This window comes from Providencia sp. PROV033, from assembly GCF_028484855.1.
GTDB classification, from domain to species: domain Bacteria; phylum Pseudomonadota; class Gammaproteobacteria; order Enterobacterales; family Enterobacteriaceae; genus Providencia; species Providencia alcalifaciens.
In genome coordinates this window covers 29482-46339 of sequence record NZ_JAMPSW010000001.1, presented here as the reverse complement: position 1 = coordinate 46339, position 16858 = coordinate 29482, and the positions used below count along the sequence as shown (strand labels likewise).

Below are 16858 nucleotides of genomic sequence, written 5' to 3'. Positions count from 1 at the left end.
TAGGGTGGCTGAGAGCTGCCAACACCGCTACAGCGTGAAGAATGAAGGATAAAAAATGTTACCCTATAATCCGCCAACAGACCCTTGGCTATATGTCCTTTACCAAGATGAACATATCATCGTAGTAAACAAGCCTAGCGGTCTGCTTTCAGTGCCAGGGAAAGCCCCTGAGCACCATGACAGCATTATGAGCCGTATTCAGCGAGATCACCCTGCTGCTGAATCTGTTCACCGTTTGGATATGGCAACCAGCGGAGTAATGGTGGTTGCGCTGCACAAAGCCGCTGAGCGGGAACTCAAACGCCAATTTCGAGAGCGTGAGCCCAAAAAACACTATGTTGCGCGCGTATGGGGTCATTTAGAAAAGCCCGAAGGCTTGGTGGATTTACCACTAATTTGTGATTGGCCGAATCGCCCTAAGCAGAAAGTCTGTTTTGAAACGGGTAAATCGGCACAAACCGAATACCTTGTTCTGGAATATGAAGAGCAAGCCACACGAGTTAAACTTTCCCCCATTACTGGGCGCTCGCATCAATTACGTGTGCACATGTTGGCACTGGGGCATCCAATCCTTGGGGATAGATTCTATGCTCATGAAGAAGCATTAGCATTGGCACCACGTTTGCAATTACATGCTCAGGAGCTCTATATCACACATCCAGAGTATGGTACGCCAATGCATTTTACTTGCCAGCCAGACTTCTAACTGTCGCGTCGAATTTCCCTAATCACGCAGACTACCGCAAGGTCATGCCGATTGAATAAATCCCTAGGCACGTAGATAACTGCGTAACTAGGGAATCCTGCGAAGCCAATAACACCGAAGTACAAAATATAGTGGGGAAATTATTTGAAGCCTCGTTCTTTTTTGACTAGATCATAAGCGGCTTGAATTGACTGCGCTTTTTGCTTAGCTATCTCCATCATTTCCGGCGGTAACCCTTTTGCTACCAGCTTATCCGGATAGTGTTCACTCATCAGCTTACGGTATGCGCGCTTAATTTTTGTCGGCTCATCATCCACAGCGACACCAAGCACTTTGCAAGCATCTTCCAGCGTCGGTCCATTATTTTGCTGATAGTATCCCCCAGACTGCTGTTGAGAGTAACCATGACCAAACTGACGACCGCTTTGAATCATACTCAAGAACTGTTCGAACTGAACTTGGGAAATGCCGAGCTCTTCTGCAATGATTAACAGCACTTTCTTTTCATTCGGATGCAATGAGCCATCGGCAAAAGCAGCTTGCAGTTGAATTTCCAGAAACATCTGAATTAGGTCATGCCGACCATAACATGCCATACGCAATTGCTTTAAAACATCACGTAGTGGAAACTCTGGCGATTTCCCTTCTCTAAAGGCTTGCTGAGCCGCTTTACGCGTTTCCCCATGCAGTTGCATTCTATCCATCAAATTCGACGCTAACTGAATGTCTGTCTCAGTAACACGCCCTTTCGACTTGGTTAAATGCCCTAGTATTTGGAAGGTACTCGCGAAGAAAATAATTTGTCTATCGCGCTTATTGATGGAGCTGGCGAACTTACGTTGAGCCGAGGCTTTATCAAAACCGTGTCCAATGAGTAAGCCTGCTAGTGCTCCCCAAAACCCTAAACCGGAGACAATAGCGAGTATCACCCCAATAATTTTACCCCAATAGTGCATATATCCCTCAATTCTTCAATGCTCAGAATGCAATTTTGCATTATCATACTATCCATTCTGCTTTTGTGCATAACGATAAAGAGCCTAACAAGTTGCTAACAACGAACGCCACAGTTTTGATATTATGCTGGCGAAAACGGATTGGCTAAGATAGTCTTTGAGCGTTTGCCGACTGTGCCCATTTGACGGACTCCTTATTTAATGATGAAAAAAAGTTATCCCACAATAATCGCCACCATGGTATGGGCGGCTATTTATAGCCAGCAAGCACATGCTGATCTTGCAGCACAATGTATGCTTGGGGTGCCTGTTTATGACAAACCGCTGGTCACTGGCGACTCCAATAGTTTACCGATTAAAATTCAAGCTAACGCTACCACTGGGGAATACCCTAATTTTGTCGAATATACAGGCAATGTTGATATTCAACAGGGTAACCAAACTCTCACCGCAGATAAGGTCAAACTGACGCAAACCCAAAAAAACGGTGAAGAACCTGTTCGTGAAGTGACGGCAACGGGTAACGTTCATTATGATGACCCTCAGATTATCCTGAAGGGACCTTCCGCATGGTCGAATTTAGATAACAAAAATACTGATGTTGATGACGGTAACTACATGATGGTAGGTCGTCAGGGTCGCGGTGAAGCGAAAAAAATGAAAATGCGAGGTGAAAACCGCTATTCCATTATGGAAAACGGAACCTTCACCAGCTGTTTACCGGGAAGTAATACCTGGAGCGTTGCAGGCTCTGAAGTCATTATTGACCGTGAAGAAGAAGTGGCTGAGATTTGGCATGCACGCTTCCGTATTGCGGATGTCCCTGTATTTTATAGTCCATATATGCAGCTACCAATTGGTAGTAAACGTCGTTCTGGTTTCTTGATCCCGATGGGAAGCTATTCAAATAATGACGGACTGGAATTCACACTCCCGTATTATTGGAACATTGCCCCGAATTACGATGCTACTATCACACCACAGTTTATGACTCACCGTGGCGTTAAATTAAATAACGAATTCCGTTATTTAATTACACCTGGTACAGGCACCATAGCTTTCGATTTTATCAACCATGACCGTGCTTATATAAAAGATAAAGAGAATGGTAAACGAGATGCACGTGACAGCGATGACCGTTGGTTATTCTACTGGCGTCATTCAGGCACCTTTGCTCAACACTGGAACTTTGGTGCAGATTATACCAAGGTAAGTGACCGCCAATACTTTACTGATTTTAGCTCTCAGTACGGTAGTACCACCGATGGTTATGCCACGCAAAAATTTAATGTCGGCTATTCAGATACAAACTGGAATATGAAAGTATCTCATAAACAATTCCAAGTCTTCGTTGATGACCCCAACCGCCGTGCATATAAAGCTGAGCCACAAATCGATTTTAACTATTATCAAAATAACGTCGGTATGTTGGATTTCCATACCTATGCACAAGCTGCCCGCTTTACCAGTGTAGGTGAAAATAACCCAGATGCGACGCGTTTGCATATCGAGCCGGAAGTCAGCATGCCGCTGTCCAATGGCTGGGCTCAGATGAATAACAGCATTAAATTAATGGCAACCCATTACGACCAAGATATTCCTGATGTAAGACAAGACAGCGGCTTAGACAAAAATGTCACCCGCGTACTGCCAATGTTCAAGAGTGATGCAAAGGTCGTTTTTGAACGCAACCTATATCAAGGCAGTGATTTTGTTCAAACCTTAGAACCGCGCGTCCAATACTTATATATTCCGTACAAAGATCAGGACAATATCAATAACTACGACTCCGCACTCTTACAGTCTGACTATACTGGTCTGTTCCGTGATCGTATTTACAGTGGCTTAGACCGTATTGCCTCTGCAAACCAGTTCACCACCGGTGTCACCACCCGTATTTATGATGAAAACTTAGCTGAGAAATTTAATTTCTCCGTTGGGCAAATTTACTATTTAGAACGCCCTCGCGCAGGTAACTCAAATCTGAAAATTGATGACAAGAGTGATACCGGTTCATTAATGTGGGCAACCGATGCCATGTGGCATATTGATGAAAACTGGGGTATTCGTGGTGGTTTACAATATGACCGTCGCCTCGGCAGTGTCACCATGGGAAATGCGGTTACTGAATATCGCTTTGATGCCGATAGACTGATTCAGCTGAATTACCGCTTTGTTGACCGTGACTATATCCAAGCCACGTTCCGTCGTGAAGATACCGCTGGTGGCTATACTTATACACTCCCTGAATACCAACAAGGTATTTCACAAGTTGGTACCGTGGTTAGCTGGCCGTTAAGTGACAACTGGGGCTTTGTGGGCTCTTACTATTATGATACCAAGCAGCAACAATCAGCGAGCCAGCTCGTCGGATTACAATACAATGCGTGCTGTTGGGCAGTCAATTTAGGGTATGAACGTAAGATTGTGGGTTGGCAAAAAGAGAAGTTCAACAGCGAATATGATAATAAATGGTCAATCAACGTGGAACTTAGAGGCCTAAATAACAATCATAGTTTAGGTAGTCAGGAGATGTTGAAACAAGGTATTATTCCTTATCAACGTGCTTTCTGATAACAAACAACATAACGATCACGATTAGCCCGCATATGCGGAATAAAAGTCAATTTTATAGGACCATTATGAAGAATTGGAGAACGCTTATTCTGGGACTGATGTTCGCAAGCTCTGCAAGTTTAGCTGCGCCACAGCAAATGGATAAAGTGGCTGCGGTTGTCAACAACGGAGTTGTACTGGAAAGCGACGTCCAGAATATGATCAATACAGTGAAGTTGAATGCACGTAATGCAAATCAACAAGTTCCTGATGATCAAACCCTGCGCCAGCAAATCATCGACCGTTTGGTTATGGATAACATCATGTTGCAGATGGCTAACCAAATGCAGATTAACATCCCTGAAGAAGCCGTGAATGCGACTATCGCGGATATTGCTCGCCAAAACAATTTAACCTTACCTCAGATGGAAAAACGCCTGACGGCAGATGGCATTAACATTGCCAAATACCGTAGCGAAATCCGTAAAGAAATGCTATTAGCGGAAGTGCGTAACAATGAAGTTCGCCGCCGTATCACCATTTTGCCTCAGGAAGTTGATGCATTAGCTGAGCAAATGGATTCTCAAATGAATGCTCAGAAAGGCGTAAATTTAAGTCACATTCTGATCCCACTGCCAGAGAACCCAACGCCTGAACAGTTATCAAAAGCAGAATCGTTAGTTGATAAAATCTTAACTGACCTGAAAAAAGGCTCTGATTTCGGTAAATTAGCGATTGCTTACTCTGCTGACCCTCAAGCACTGAAAGGTGGAAACATGGGTTGGTCACGTCTGCAAGAGCTGCCTGTCGTATTTTCTGATGAACTAAAAAATGCGAAGAAAGGCGACATCGTCGGTCCAATCCGCTCTGGTGTTGGCTTCCATATTTTACGTGTAAATGAAGTTAGTGGTGATACTCACCAGCCAATTTCCGTCACTGAAGTTAAAGCGCGTCATATCTTACTGAAATCATCACCAATTATGGATGATGCCACAGCAAGACAAAAACTGACTCAGCTGGCTCAAGAGATCCGTAACGGTAGAATTTCATTTGAAGAAGCCGCTAAAGAGAACTCTGAAGACCCAGGTAGCGCATTAAAAGGCGGTGAGTTAGGCTGGAACATGCCAGATGTTTACGACCCAGCATTCCGTGATGCGTTAATGAAACTGAAAAAAGGCGAAATCAGCCAACCTGTTCCTTCAAGTTTCGGCTGGCACTTAATTCAATTAGAAGATACTCGTAGTGTCGATAAAACTGATGCGGCGAAGAAAGATCAAGCGTACCGTTTACTGTTCAACCGTAAGTTTAACGAAGAAGCGCAGACTTGGATGCAAGAACAGCGCGCAGCAGCTTATGTGAATATCGTCGATGGTCGCCAAAGCCAATCTAATGATGAACAAGCAAAATAAGCCCATTATCATCACCCCCGGCGAACCAGCCGGGGTAGGTCCGGATCTCCTGATTCAGCTGGCTCAACAAGCATGGCCAGTTGAATTAGTCGCTTGTGCCGATCCGGATTTACTTCTTCAACGTGCTAAGATGCTCAACTTGCCATTAACTCTGCACGAATATCATGCAGATCAGCCGCAATCGTCCATGGCAAGTCACCTTTCCATTGTTCCTGTTTCGTTGAACGTGCCTGCTGAGCCTGGAAAGCTGAATGTTCGTAATGGCGAATACGTCACTGAAACCTTAGCCCGTGCCTGTGATGGTTGTTTGAATGGCGAATTTTCTGCCATTGTGACGGGACCGGTTCACAAAGGCATTATTAATGATGCAGGCATTCCATTCAGCGGTCATACTGAGTTTTTTGCTGATAGAAGCCACTGTGACCGCGTTGTGATGATGCTCGCAACCCAAGAGCTACGTGTTGCCTTAGCCACCACGCACCTCCCGTTAAAAGATGTGTCCGATGCGATAACTCAGCAAAGCTTGCATGAAGTCATCACCATTTTGCATCATGATCTGCAAACTAAGTTTGGCATTGAAAACCCGCATATTTATGTTTGTGGACTTAACCCGCATGCAGGAGAAGGCGGACATATGGGAACGGAAGAGATTGATACCCTCATTCCAGCCCTAGAAACACTGCGTAAACAAGGTATGACCTTAATGGGTCCGTTACCCGCAGACACCTTATTCCAACCGAAGTATTTAGAGGATGCAGACGCTGTATTGGCGATGTATCACGATCAGGGACTACCTGTGTTAAAATACCAAGGTTTCGGCAGAGCGGTAAATATTACCCTTGGTCTGCCATTTATCCGTACTTCCGTCGATCACGGCACAGCGCTTGAATTAGCAGGTACGGGTCAAGCCGATGCGGGCAGTTTTATCACCGCATTGAAATTAGCTATCCAAATGACACAAAAGAATTCATGAATAATCGAGTCCATCAGGGGCACCTTGCCCGCAAACGTTTCGGGCAGAACTTTTTAACTGACCAATTTATTATCGACAGTATTGTGGATGCTATGCACCCGCAACCAGGACAAGCCATTGTAGAAATTGGTCCCGGTCTTGGTGCATTAACTGAGCCTGTTGGTAGCCGCATGGATAAAATGACGGTAGTTGAGCTTGACCGCGATCTCGCCGCTCGCCTGCACGTCCATCCTCAATTGAAAGATAAACTGACCATCATCCAACAAGATGCGATGACTGTAGACTTCGGTGAACTGGCAAAACAAGCTGGACAGCCAATACGTGTCTTTGGTAATTTGCCTTATAACATCTCAACCCCGTTGATGTTCCATCTGTTTACATTCACCAACCAAATTTCCGACATGAACTTCATGTTACAGAAGGAAGTGGTTAACCGGTTAGTCGCAGGTCCGGGGAGCAAAGCTTATGGTCGTTTAAGTGTTATGGCACAATATTACTGCAATGTTGTTCCTGTGCTCGAAGTTCCACCAACCGCTTTTGCCCCGCCACCAAAAGTGGATTCAGCAGTAGTAAGATTGATCCCTCACAAGGAAAATCCATACCCTGTGAAGGATATTAAAGTATTAAGCCGTATTACAACTCAAGCATTTAACCAACGTCGTAAAACTGTCCGCAATAGTCTTGGGGATTTATTCAGTGTTGAGCAGTTAACCGAGTTGGGTATCGACCCAGGTACACGCGCTGAAAATATCTCTGTTGAGCACTATTGTAAGATGGCAAACTATCTGTGTAATTTATCGGAATAGAGAATCTGAGGAGGCACAATGCTGAATGATCCTAATGTGAGCATCCAAGTTCAAAGTGTCTACATAGAAAGCCAATCCCAACCTGAGATCGCCCGTTTCGTCTTTGCGTATACCATTTGTATCCGTAATGTAGGGCGAGTCCCGATACAGTTAATGAGCCGGTATTGGCTCATTACCAATAGTGATGGCCGTAAAACTGAAGTGCAAGGTGAAGGCGTGGTTGGCGAACAACCCGTGATTTTACCGGGCAAGGAATATCGCTATACCAGCGGTGCAATATTAGAAACACCAATGGGTACGATGGAAGGCTATTACGTCATGCTGAGCGACCAAGGAAATCACTTCCATGTTGATATTCCTGCATTTCGTCTCGCCATCCCAACACTGATTAATTGATTATGTCCACATATATTGTAGGTGATATACACGGTTGTTATCGTGAGCTGCGGGAACTTCTTGATAGCGTGAGTTTCGATCCACAGCAAGATACATTATGGCTAACAGGTGATCTTGTCGCCCGCGGTCCCGATTCACTGCAAGTATTGCGCTACGTGAAAAGCTTAGGGTCATCTGCACGATTAGTACTTGGCAATCATGACCTACACTTAATTGGTATTTATTGCAAAATTAGCCGTAATAAACCCAAAGACCATCTTGATGAGCTACTGAATGCGCCTGATATTGATGAATTAATCAATTGGTTACGCCGCCAGCCACTGTTGCAAGTCGACGAAGACCAAAAAATGGTCATGACCCACGCAGGGATAACTCCTCAGTGGGATCTCGAAACAGCCAAAATGTGTGCTCGAGAAGTGGAAGCCGTTTTATCTAGCGATGCCTACCCACTTTTTATTGACTCGATGTATGGTGATATGCCAAACAATTGGTCTGAGAGCTTAATGGGGCTCGCACGTTTACGCTACAGTACGAATGCCCTTACCCGTCTGCGCTATTGTTTTCCTAATGGTCAGCTGGATATGGACTGCAAAGAAAGCCCAGCTAAAGCCCCTGCGCCTTTAAAACCGTGGTTTTCTCTACCAAGTCAATTCCCTGAAGATTACTCAATTTTCTTTGGTCATTGGGCATCACTGGAAGGTAAATTTACACCAGAGCATGTGTATGCAATGGATACGGGTTGTTGCTGGGGAGGAGATTTAACGCTGCTTCACTGGGAAACTAAAACATTCCATAGACAAAAATCTCACCAAAAACGTCGTAAAGAGTAAGTGTTTTCTCAGATACCAAAATGATAGATAGTAAAATGGCACCTAACAGTGCCATTTTTATTGACTAGACCAACAACGATTAGACGCGACGAGTCAGAACTTCAATGCAGAAACCGTGGCTATTCGCTTCGTCTGCTTCGTGATACTCAGTGAAAATAGAATCCCATTCATCGGGTTCATAGGCAGGGAAATGTGTATCTCCAATCACTTCCGCATCTACATGGGTCAAATACAGTTTATTGGCGAGTGGTAGAAACTGCTGGTAAACCTTGCCACCACCAATCACCATAATTTCATCGGCACCTTCAACTGCTTTCGCAGCTTCTAATGCTTCTTCAATGGATTTAACCCAGATAACACCGGTTTCAGTCCCTGCTTGACTACTTAAAACAATATTAACACGCTGTGGTAAAGGGCGGCCTAACGCTTCATAAGTCACGCGTCCCATAATCACAGGTTTATTCAATGTTTGACGTTTAAACCACGCCAAATCACCAGGTAAATTCCAAGGCATCGCATTTTCCATGCCGATAACCTGATCGAACGCCATTGCTGCGATTAAGCTAATATTCATCTAACCACCTTAGAAACAAAATATAAAAATTGTGCACACTATACGGAAACAGACATACTACGTCGACTAAATTTAATCTTCCTTAAATACGACGCAATCCCTTATACTCGAACGAATCAAGTCAATGCACTAAACGATTTTTACAACGCTTTTAGTCCCTTATTACTCAGTTTAGTTCAACCTAAAATAAAGAGATTACATTATGTATCAGACCAGTATCATGGTCGCGACGATTGCCGCCCTTGGCATGGTTTCACCCGGTCCAGATTTCTTTTTAATTATCAAAAACGCAGCACGCTACCAACGTTCTGCCGCTATGATGACCGCCTTCGGTATTATCGTCGCCATTGCACTTCACATGTCCTATTGCGTGGCAGGTCTTGCCGTGTTGATTACCACCACGCCATGGCTATTTAATATTCTTAAGTATGCTGGTGCTGCCTATTTAATCTGGATTGGACTAAAAAGCCTCATGCCACAAAAAGTCCAACGCATTGATTTGACTACCAATCAACATGAGCATGTGACGTTTAAAAAGGCTTTTATGCAAGGCTTCTTATGTAATGTATTGAATCCTAAAGCCACTTTATTCTTCTTAGCCATTTTTACGCAAGTACTCAGTGTCGATTCTACATTCTCAGAAAAGCTGTGGTTCGCCTTTATTATTTGGGGTCTTGCAGTGATTTATTGGCCGATTTTAGTTTTATTGATTCAAAGCACCCCTGTCAGAAAAGGGTTAGCTAAAGTCCAAAAATATGTGGATAAAGTACTCGGAGTGGTACTTGTCGCCTTTGGCGTGCGTGTTGCGTTAAGTTAATGCTGAAAATGATAAAGCCCCAAATAATGGGGCATTATCTTTTATTAGTTAGCACTATCTTCTGGTGTAATGACCAATTGCCCTGCGGAGCCTAAATCCGCTTTCTCTAAATTTTGGCTATAAAACAAGAATGGGAAGTGGTTATATGATGGTTGCATCATTTGAACTAGTAGCTCACAACGCCCATCAATCCAAACTGTGTCTTTCCAACCAAAATTATCGGGTTGAGCGGGTTGACCGTTACAATTAATAACTTTGAATCGAACACCTTCAATGTGGAACGCCTGTGGCTGTTGGCTACTCACATTCCAACGCTCCCAGCTACCTTGGCGAGAGGTGATATCCACACGAACGGTATCTAATTTTGCACCGTTGATCCCCACAGGATCATTCAATTGAATCTCACGATTGGTGATTGACGACGTAATTTGCGTTGTATCCAAAACTAATTGTTTTGGAACATCATCCGTCACCAGCGACATTAATCCTGTTGCTTTGATGGTTAACACATTGGTCGAGATTAAGTTATTAGAAGGCTCAAATAACCCTTTTACGCGATCCATTAACGATGCGGACTCCCCTGCCGTTATCGTTAACTCTTGAGTTTTAGCCATATCAATCAAGACTTCACGACGTTCTCCCGGCGCAAGCGGCAACTCTTGAACACTCGCGGGAACCGTTAATAATCCTTGATCAGAGCCAATCATGATAAAAGGACGCCCATCACTAATTTTCATGACATAACGTCTAGAGTTAGATGCATTCAATAAGCGTAAACGTATCCAACCACGAGAAACCTCAATATAAGGGTCTTGTACCCCATTAACCACGAGTGTATCCCCAAGAAATCCATTTTCATCAACGTGATATTCAGGGGCTCCAAAATTATCTAAGCGCTTATCTTGAATAATAATAGGGAAATCATCGACACCGTAATGCTTAGGTAAACGTAGCTCTTTGGTAGAATCATCATCAATAATCCACATTCCCAGTAGACCATTGTAGACTTGCTGCCCCATTTTCCCTTGAGTATTCGCATGATACCAAAGCGTTGCAGCATTTTGGCGAATAGGGATCACTGGCGACCAATCCGCATTTGGCGAAATTTGCCTTGCTGCACCACCAATTTGCGTACCCGGTATTTGTAATCCGCTAATAGTCATCGAAACCGCATCAGGTAGCCTGTTGCTATAAATAAGTTTGAGATCATCCCCTTTTTTAACGCGGATCGTAGGTCCTGGATAAGAGCCATTAATCCCTAAAACTTCTGCCGAATATTTACCATCAAAAGACCAATGGATTTTTTGTAATGTTAAAAAGAGAGGCTGTCCCGAACGGGATTCTAACAAGGGTGGAACAGGGAGTGCGGTCGTTCCTTCTGCACTCGCATGAGTTGATACCTGTAATAAGCACACAGCCAACCCGCTAATCAGCAATGATCGGCAACGACTGAATAACATAGATTCTCCGCTAAATAAAAACCAGCAAATTATTTTAATAAACCATTAAAAATTAGTGGCTTATCTGAGTATTTTTAAGTATGTGCTGGTGATACCACAATTTGGAATTCAATAATTTATCTTGTGATAAATTTGCGAGCCATCATATCGCGAAAGGACATAGAATTCTAAAAATATATGTATCACTAATTAAAATATAATAAATTCAAGTGGTGATAATTGCAGGTGGGTTAAATAACAACGGGGATAAAATGGTGGGATGCTCTCAATAACACCCCACCTTCAATACACTTGATTAGCGTTTATTCAGCTCATCGACTTCTTTATCTAATTCTTTAATTTTAGCTTCCATCAAGTCATGGCAATATTCTGACAGCTCACGAACCTGATCTTTAGAATATTTAGATGTATCAATTGGATCTAACATTTCAATAATCACATGACCATTATTCCAACGATTCAAGCTGATTCTATTTTGTGTCGTAGAAACGCAGACAGGAACAATGGGTACACCCGCCGCAATCGCTGCATGGAATGCACCTGTTTTAAATGGCAGTAAACCACGACCACGGCTGCGTGTTCCTTCAGGGAACATCCACACTGAAATCTGACGAGATTTAATCTGTTCAGCAACCTGTGAAATGGTATTATGCGCTTTAGAACGATTCCCACGGTCAATCAATATATTACCGGTGATCCAATACAAAAAACCAAAAAACGGGATCATAACAAGGCTTTTTTTCCCCACCGTGACCGTTCTTGGTTGAACACCGTTCGACATGGTCACCATGTCATAGTTATTTTGGTGATTACCAATATAAATACTTGGGCCATAATCCTTCGCTTTCGCAGGAACCCGGTCAATCATTTTGATGCCAAACACTGGGGATAAACGCCCAAACATACGACCAAACGTCATCACATGTTTTGGATTCCGTGGGCTAAATAAGCAGTAAATACTTCCGCCTACACACACACAAATCGTAAATATGATCACAATGATAGCTCTAATTAGCGCTAGCATAATATTCCTTAACTTATGAAAAGGGCTTTAAACAAGCCCTTGAATTATCTTTTATTTTTATTCTGCATTCACAGAATCGACATCAATACGTTCAATGTTATGTAAACCGCGAGGTAAAGAGGTTCCTTTACGTCCACGCTCCGCACGGTATTTTTGTAAGTCTTCTGATTTAAATTTCAGTTTACGCTTACCAAAATAGAGCGTGATAGAGGCTTGTGGCGGTATTACCATTAACCAAACTAGCAGATCTTCACCACTTGCCGCTTGTGCGCCAGTGATATTAATAATCTTATTCCCTTTCCCTTTGGATAATTGTGGGAGGTCAGACACCGGGAATAATAACATACGACCCGCTTTCGTGATGGCTAATAACAAATCTTCTTTTTCGTTATTTAGCTCAATTGGCGCCATTACTTTTGCATTTTCAGGTAGTGACATCAACGCCTTACCAGTTTTATTCTTCGTCACCAAATCATTAAAGGTGCAAATAAAACCATAACCCGCATCAGATGCCATTAAGTATTTCTGCTCTTCCGGCGCCATCAGCACATGCTCAATCGTCGCACCCGGCGGTAATGTCAATTTACCCGTAAGTGGCTCACCTTGGCTACGTGCAGAAGGCAATTCCAACGGATCTATTGAGTAACTACGCCCGGTGCTATCAAGGAACACTGCCGCCTGATTAGACTTACCTCGTGCAGCACCTTTGAAGCTATCACCCGCTTTGTAGCTAAGGTTGCTTGGTTCAATATCATGCCCTTTCGCACTACGCACCCAGCCCATATCAGACAAGACAACGGTAATCGGTTCCGAAGGTAAAATCTCATGCTCACTCAGTGCTTTTGCTTCTTCACGCTCCTGTAATGGCGAACGGCGATCATCACCATACGCTTTAGCATCCGCTTGAATTTCCTTTTTAATCAAGGTATTCAAACGTGCTTCAGAGCCTAAAATAGCTTGTAACTCATCGCGCTCCTTGGCTAATTCATCCTGTTCACCGCGAATTTTCATCTCTTCGAGTTTCGCTAAGTGGCGCAGTTTTAATTCTAAAATTGCTTCGGCTTGCGTATCGCTAATATTAAAACGCGACATGAGAACCGCTTTTGGCTCATCTTCATTACGAATAATTTCAATCACTTCATCGATATTCAAATACGCGATGAGTAAGCCATCCAAAATATGCAGGCGTCTTAATACTTTTTCTAAACGGTGGTTTAAGCGATTACGTACCGTTTGGCGGCGATAGGTGATCCACTCGTTGAGGATCTCCACCAGCCCTTTCACTGCCGGACGGTTATCTAAACCAATCATGTTTAAGTTAACACGGTAACTTCTTTCGAGATCCGTCGTTGCAAACAAGTGAGTCATCACTTGCTCAAGATCCACACGGTTACTGCGTGGCACGATCACTAAACGAGTTGGGTTTTCGTGATCCGATTCATCACGTAGATCTTCCACCATTGGCAGCTTTTTCGCACGCATTTGGTTGGCGATCTGCTCCAAAATTTTCGCCCCAGAAACTTGATGAGGCAGTGCGGTGATCACCGCATTACCCTCTTCTTTTTCCCACACGGCGCGCATACGTACTGAGCCACGACCATTTTGATAAACTTTACGAATATCTTCTGGTGACGAGATAATTTCAGCTTCTGTCGGGAAGTCAGGACCCGGAATAAACTGCATGATCTCATCAAGGTTTAATTTCGGTTTTTCGAGTAGTGCCACCAGTGCACTTGCCACTTCGCGGGCATTATGTGGTGGAATATCCGTCGCCATACCGACGGCGATCCCCGTGGTACCATTTAATAAAATATTTGGCAGACGGGCAGGCAACATTTTCGGCTCATTTAATGTGCCGTCAAAGTTAGGTACCCAATCAACAGTACCGTGACCTAATTCGCTTAACAGAACTTCTGCATATTTTGATAGACGAGATTCGGTATAACGCATCGCTGCGAAGGATTTCGGGTCATCCGGAGCCCCCCAGTTTCCTTGGCCGTCAACCAAAGGATAACGGTAGGAGAATGGCTGCGCCATTAACACCATCGCTTCATAACAGGCGCTATCACCATGTGGATGATATTTACCTAATACGTCACCAACGGTTCTTGCAGATTTTTTATATTTTGCCGTATTGCTCAGCCCTAACTCGGACATGGCATAGACAATTCGGCGCTGAACTGGTTTAAGTCCATCGCCGATAAATGGCAACGCTCTATCCATGATGACGTACATCGAGTAGTTCAGATAGGCGTTTTCAGTAAAGGCATGAAGCGGTAAACGCTCCACACCGTCATGAGTAATTTCACTCATTCAATACGTTCCTTACTCTTATTCATCCGATTATGATCAGACCTCAATTTCTGCCGTATCGCCTTTTTCTTGCAGCCAGTTACGACGATCTTCCGAGCGTTTTTTAGCCAGAAGCATGTCCATCTTCGACATGGTTTCTGTGTAATTATCATCATCGATAGTTAACTGAACGAGGCGGCGAGTATTTGGATCTAACGTCGTTTCACGCAATTGCGGCGGGTTCATTTCACCCAGTCCTTTAAAGCGCTGGACGTTTGGTTTACCTTTTTTATGGCTTAATCTATCTAGGACCGCATTTTTTTCGCTTTCATCGAGTGCGTAGTAAGTCTCTTTACCTAAATCAATACGATATAGTGGTGGCATTGCCATATAAACATGCCCCTCTTTGACCAATTTAGGGAAATGGCGCACAAACAAGGCGCACAACAATGTAGCAATGTGCAGTCCATCGGAGTCCGCATCCGCAAGGATACACACTTTTCCGTAACGCAGCTGCGAGATATCTTCGCTATCCGGATCCATACCAATTGCCACGGAAATATCGTGTACCTCTTGGGAAGCTAAGACTTCATCCGAAGAAACTTCCCAAGTATTGAGGATCTTACCACGTAGAGGCATGATCGCTTGATATTCACGATCACGGGCTTGTTTTGCTGATCCACCCGCCGAGTCCCCTTCCACCAAGAACAATTCGGTCATCGACAAATCTTGAGAGCTGCAATCTGCTAATTTACCCGGTAAAGCCGGACCACTCGTGAGTTTCTTACGCACCACTTTTTTTGATGCGCGAAGGCGACGTTGAGCACTTGAGATGGCCATTTCCGCCAGTTGTTCTGCAACTTGGACATTTTGGTTGAGCCATAAACTAAAAGCATCTTTCACCACACCGGAAACAAACGCGGCACATTGGCGGGAAGAAAGACGTTCTTTGGTCTGCCCCGCAAATTGTGGATCTTGCATTTTTACAGATAAAACATAGGCGCAACGATCCCAAATATCATCCGCAGATAATTTCACGCCACGCGGCAGAATATTGCGGAATTCACAGAACTCACGCATTGCATCTAATAAGCCTTGGCGTAAACCATTAACATGGGTACCGCCTTGCGCTGTTGGAATCAAGTTAACATAACTTTCTGTTAGGAGTTCGCCGCCCTCTGGTAACCATAATAGTGCCCATTGTGCCGCTTCAACTTCAGCAGAAAATTCACCTGTAAATGGTTTTGCAGGCAAAGCTTCAAAACCATCCACTGACTCCATTAAATAGTCAGTCAACCCGTCGCTATAGCACCAGCTTTGCTCAGTATCATTGAGCAGATCCTTAAACGTAATTTGTACGCCAGGGCATAAAACAGCTTTTGCTTTTAAATTATGGGTTAAACGAGAAACAGAAAAACGTGGGCTATCAAAATAGCTTTCATCTGGCCAAAAATGAACACTGGTTCCGGTATTACGTTTGCCACAAGTGCCAATGACTTGTAAATCTTCAACTTTGTCGCCATTTTCAAACGCAATCTGATAAACCTGACCATCACGGCGCACAGTCACTTCAATACGTTTTGATAACGCATTGACCACGGAGATACCAACACCGTGCAAGCCACCTGAAAACTGATAGTTTTTGTTGGAGAATTTCCCCCCCGCATGAAGCTGCCCTAAAATTAACTCAACGGCAGATACCTTCATTTCCGGGTGGATATCAACAGGCATACCTCGCCCATCATCAATCACTTCGAGGGATTGATCTGGGTATAAAATCACTTGGATGTGTCCTGCGTGCCCTGCTAAAGCTTCATCGACACTGTTATCAATTACTTCTTGAGCCAAATGGTTCGGTCGGCTGGTGTCGGTATACATGCCAGGACGACGGCGAACAGGCTCCAAACCACTGAGAACTTCAATGTCCTCTGCGTTATAACTAGATTGAGTCATGTTGTCATTCTGCGGTAATAGGTGATTAATTGAACTATATCCTAAATAATTCAAGGAGATTGGGTATGTTCAATCAGTGAGTTACTGGTGATAATAACAGTGTATT

14 protein-coding genes are annotated in these 16858 nt (G+C 43.9%); 8 read left to right on the top strand and 6 right to left on the bottom strand.

Annotation, left to right across the window (positions count from 1 at the left end; translation table 11 throughout):
* Nucleotides 1-55 precede the first annotated feature (55 nt).
* Entirely contained in the window at nt 56-706 is a 651-nt protein-coding gene (gene rluA / locus PSF16_RS00205; protein WP_006659213.1) for a bifunctional tRNA pseudouridine(32) synthase/23S rRNA pseudouridine(746) synthase RluA, read from the top strand.
* Nucleotides 707-846: 140 nt separating this feature from the next.
* Here the strand turns inward: rluA and djlA are convergent, their stop codons facing one another.
* On the bottom strand, nt 847-1662 hold the full coding sequence (gene djlA, locus PSF16_RS00200) for a co-chaperone DjlA (RefSeq protein ID WP_272688594.1): 816 nt from the start codon (nt 1660-1662) through the stop codon (nt 847-849).
* Between the two features lie 204 nt (nt 1663-1866).
* Between djlA and lptD the strand changes: the two genes are divergently transcribed.
* The 6 genes from lptD (at nt 1867) to apaH (ending at nt 8632) form a co-directional block, all read left to right on the top strand.
* Nucleotides 1867-4236 carry an LPS assembly protein LptD gene (lptD, locus tag PSF16_RS00195; protein ID WP_272688610.1) on the top strand — a complete coding sequence of 790 codons (2370 nt, stop codon included), beginning with the start codon at nt 1867-1869 and terminating at the stop codon, nt 4234-4236.
* A gap of 68 nt (nt 4237-4304) precedes the next feature.
* Complete coding sequence (gene surA, locus PSF16_RS00190) at nt 4305-5627, top strand: peptidylprolyl isomerase SurA (RefSeq protein WP_272688593.1); 1323 nt, start codon at nt 4305-4307, stop codon at nt 5625-5627.
* On the top strand, nt 5608-6600 hold the full coding sequence (pdxA, locus tag PSF16_RS00185; protein WP_006662960.1) for a 4-hydroxythreonine-4-phosphate dehydrogenase PdxA: 993 nt from the start codon (nt 5608-5610) through the stop codon (nt 6598-6600). The genes surA and pdxA overlap by 20 nt, the downstream gene beginning before the upstream one ends.
* A complete protein-coding gene (gene rsmA / locus PSF16_RS00180; RefSeq protein ID WP_006662959.1) occupies nt 6597-7406 on the top strand; it encodes a 16S rRNA (adenine(1518)-N(6)/adenine(1519)-N(6))-dimethyltransferase RsmA in 810 nt (269 codons plus the stop codon). The genes pdxA and rsmA overlap by 4 nt, the downstream gene beginning before the upstream one ends.
* An 18-nt stretch (nt 7407-7424) precedes the next feature.
* Complete coding sequence (gene apaG, locus PSF16_RS00175; protein ID WP_006659207.1) at nt 7425-7802, top strand: Co2+/Mg2+ efflux protein ApaG; 378 nt, start codon at nt 7425-7427, stop codon at nt 7800-7802.
* Nucleotides 7803-7804: 2 nt separating this feature from the next.
* Nucleotides 7805-8632, top strand: coding sequence for a bis(5'-nucleosyl)-tetraphosphatase (symmetrical) ApaH (gene apaH, locus PSF16_RS00170; protein WP_006659206.1), 828 nt, complete (start codon nt 7805-7807; stop codon nt 8630-8632).
* Nucleotides 8633-8711: 79 nt separating this feature from the next.
* Here apaH and folA read toward each other — a convergent pair whose 3' ends face one another.
* A complete protein-coding gene (folA, locus tag PSF16_RS00165) occupies nt 8712-9206 on the bottom strand; it encodes a type 3 dihydrofolate reductase (protein ID WP_006659205.1) in 495 nt (164 codons plus the stop codon).
* Between the two features lie 202 nt (nt 9207-9408).
* Between folA and PSF16_RS00160 the strand changes: the two genes are divergently transcribed.
* Nucleotides 9409-10023, top strand: a complete 615-nt coding sequence (locus PSF16_RS00160; RefSeq protein ID WP_006659204.1) for a LysE family translocator — start codon at nt 9409-9411, stop codon at nt 10021-10023.
* A gap of 44 nt (nt 10024-10067) precedes the next feature.
* On the opposite strand, the gene ftsP is transcribed toward PSF16_RS00160, so the two are convergent.
* The 4 genes from ftsP to parE form a co-directional block, all read right to left on the bottom strand.
* The gene (gene ftsP / locus PSF16_RS00155) at nt 10068-11483 is read right to left on the bottom strand and encodes a cell division protein FtsP (protein WP_272688592.1); all 1416 of its coding nucleotides are present in this window, start codon (nt 11481-11483) and stop codon (nt 10068-10070) included.
* 295 nt (nt 11484-11778) lie between these two features.
* Nucleotides 11779-12507, bottom strand: a complete 729-nt coding sequence (locus PSF16_RS00150) for a 1-acylglycerol-3-phosphate O-acyltransferase (RefSeq protein ID WP_006662957.1) — start codon at nt 12505-12507, stop codon at nt 11779-11781.
* A gap of 57 nt (nt 12508-12564) precedes the next feature.
* On the bottom strand, nt 12565-14820 hold the full coding sequence (gene parC / locus PSF16_RS00145; RefSeq protein ID WP_006662956.1) for a DNA topoisomerase IV subunit A: 2256 nt from the start codon (nt 14818-14820) through the stop codon (nt 12565-12567).
* 36 nt (nt 14821-14856) lie between these two features.
* Complete coding sequence (gene parE, locus PSF16_RS00140) at nt 14857-16752, bottom strand: DNA topoisomerase IV subunit B (protein WP_272688591.1); 1896 nt, start codon at nt 16750-16752, stop codon at nt 14857-14859.
* Nucleotides 16753-16858: the final 106 nt, after the last annotated feature.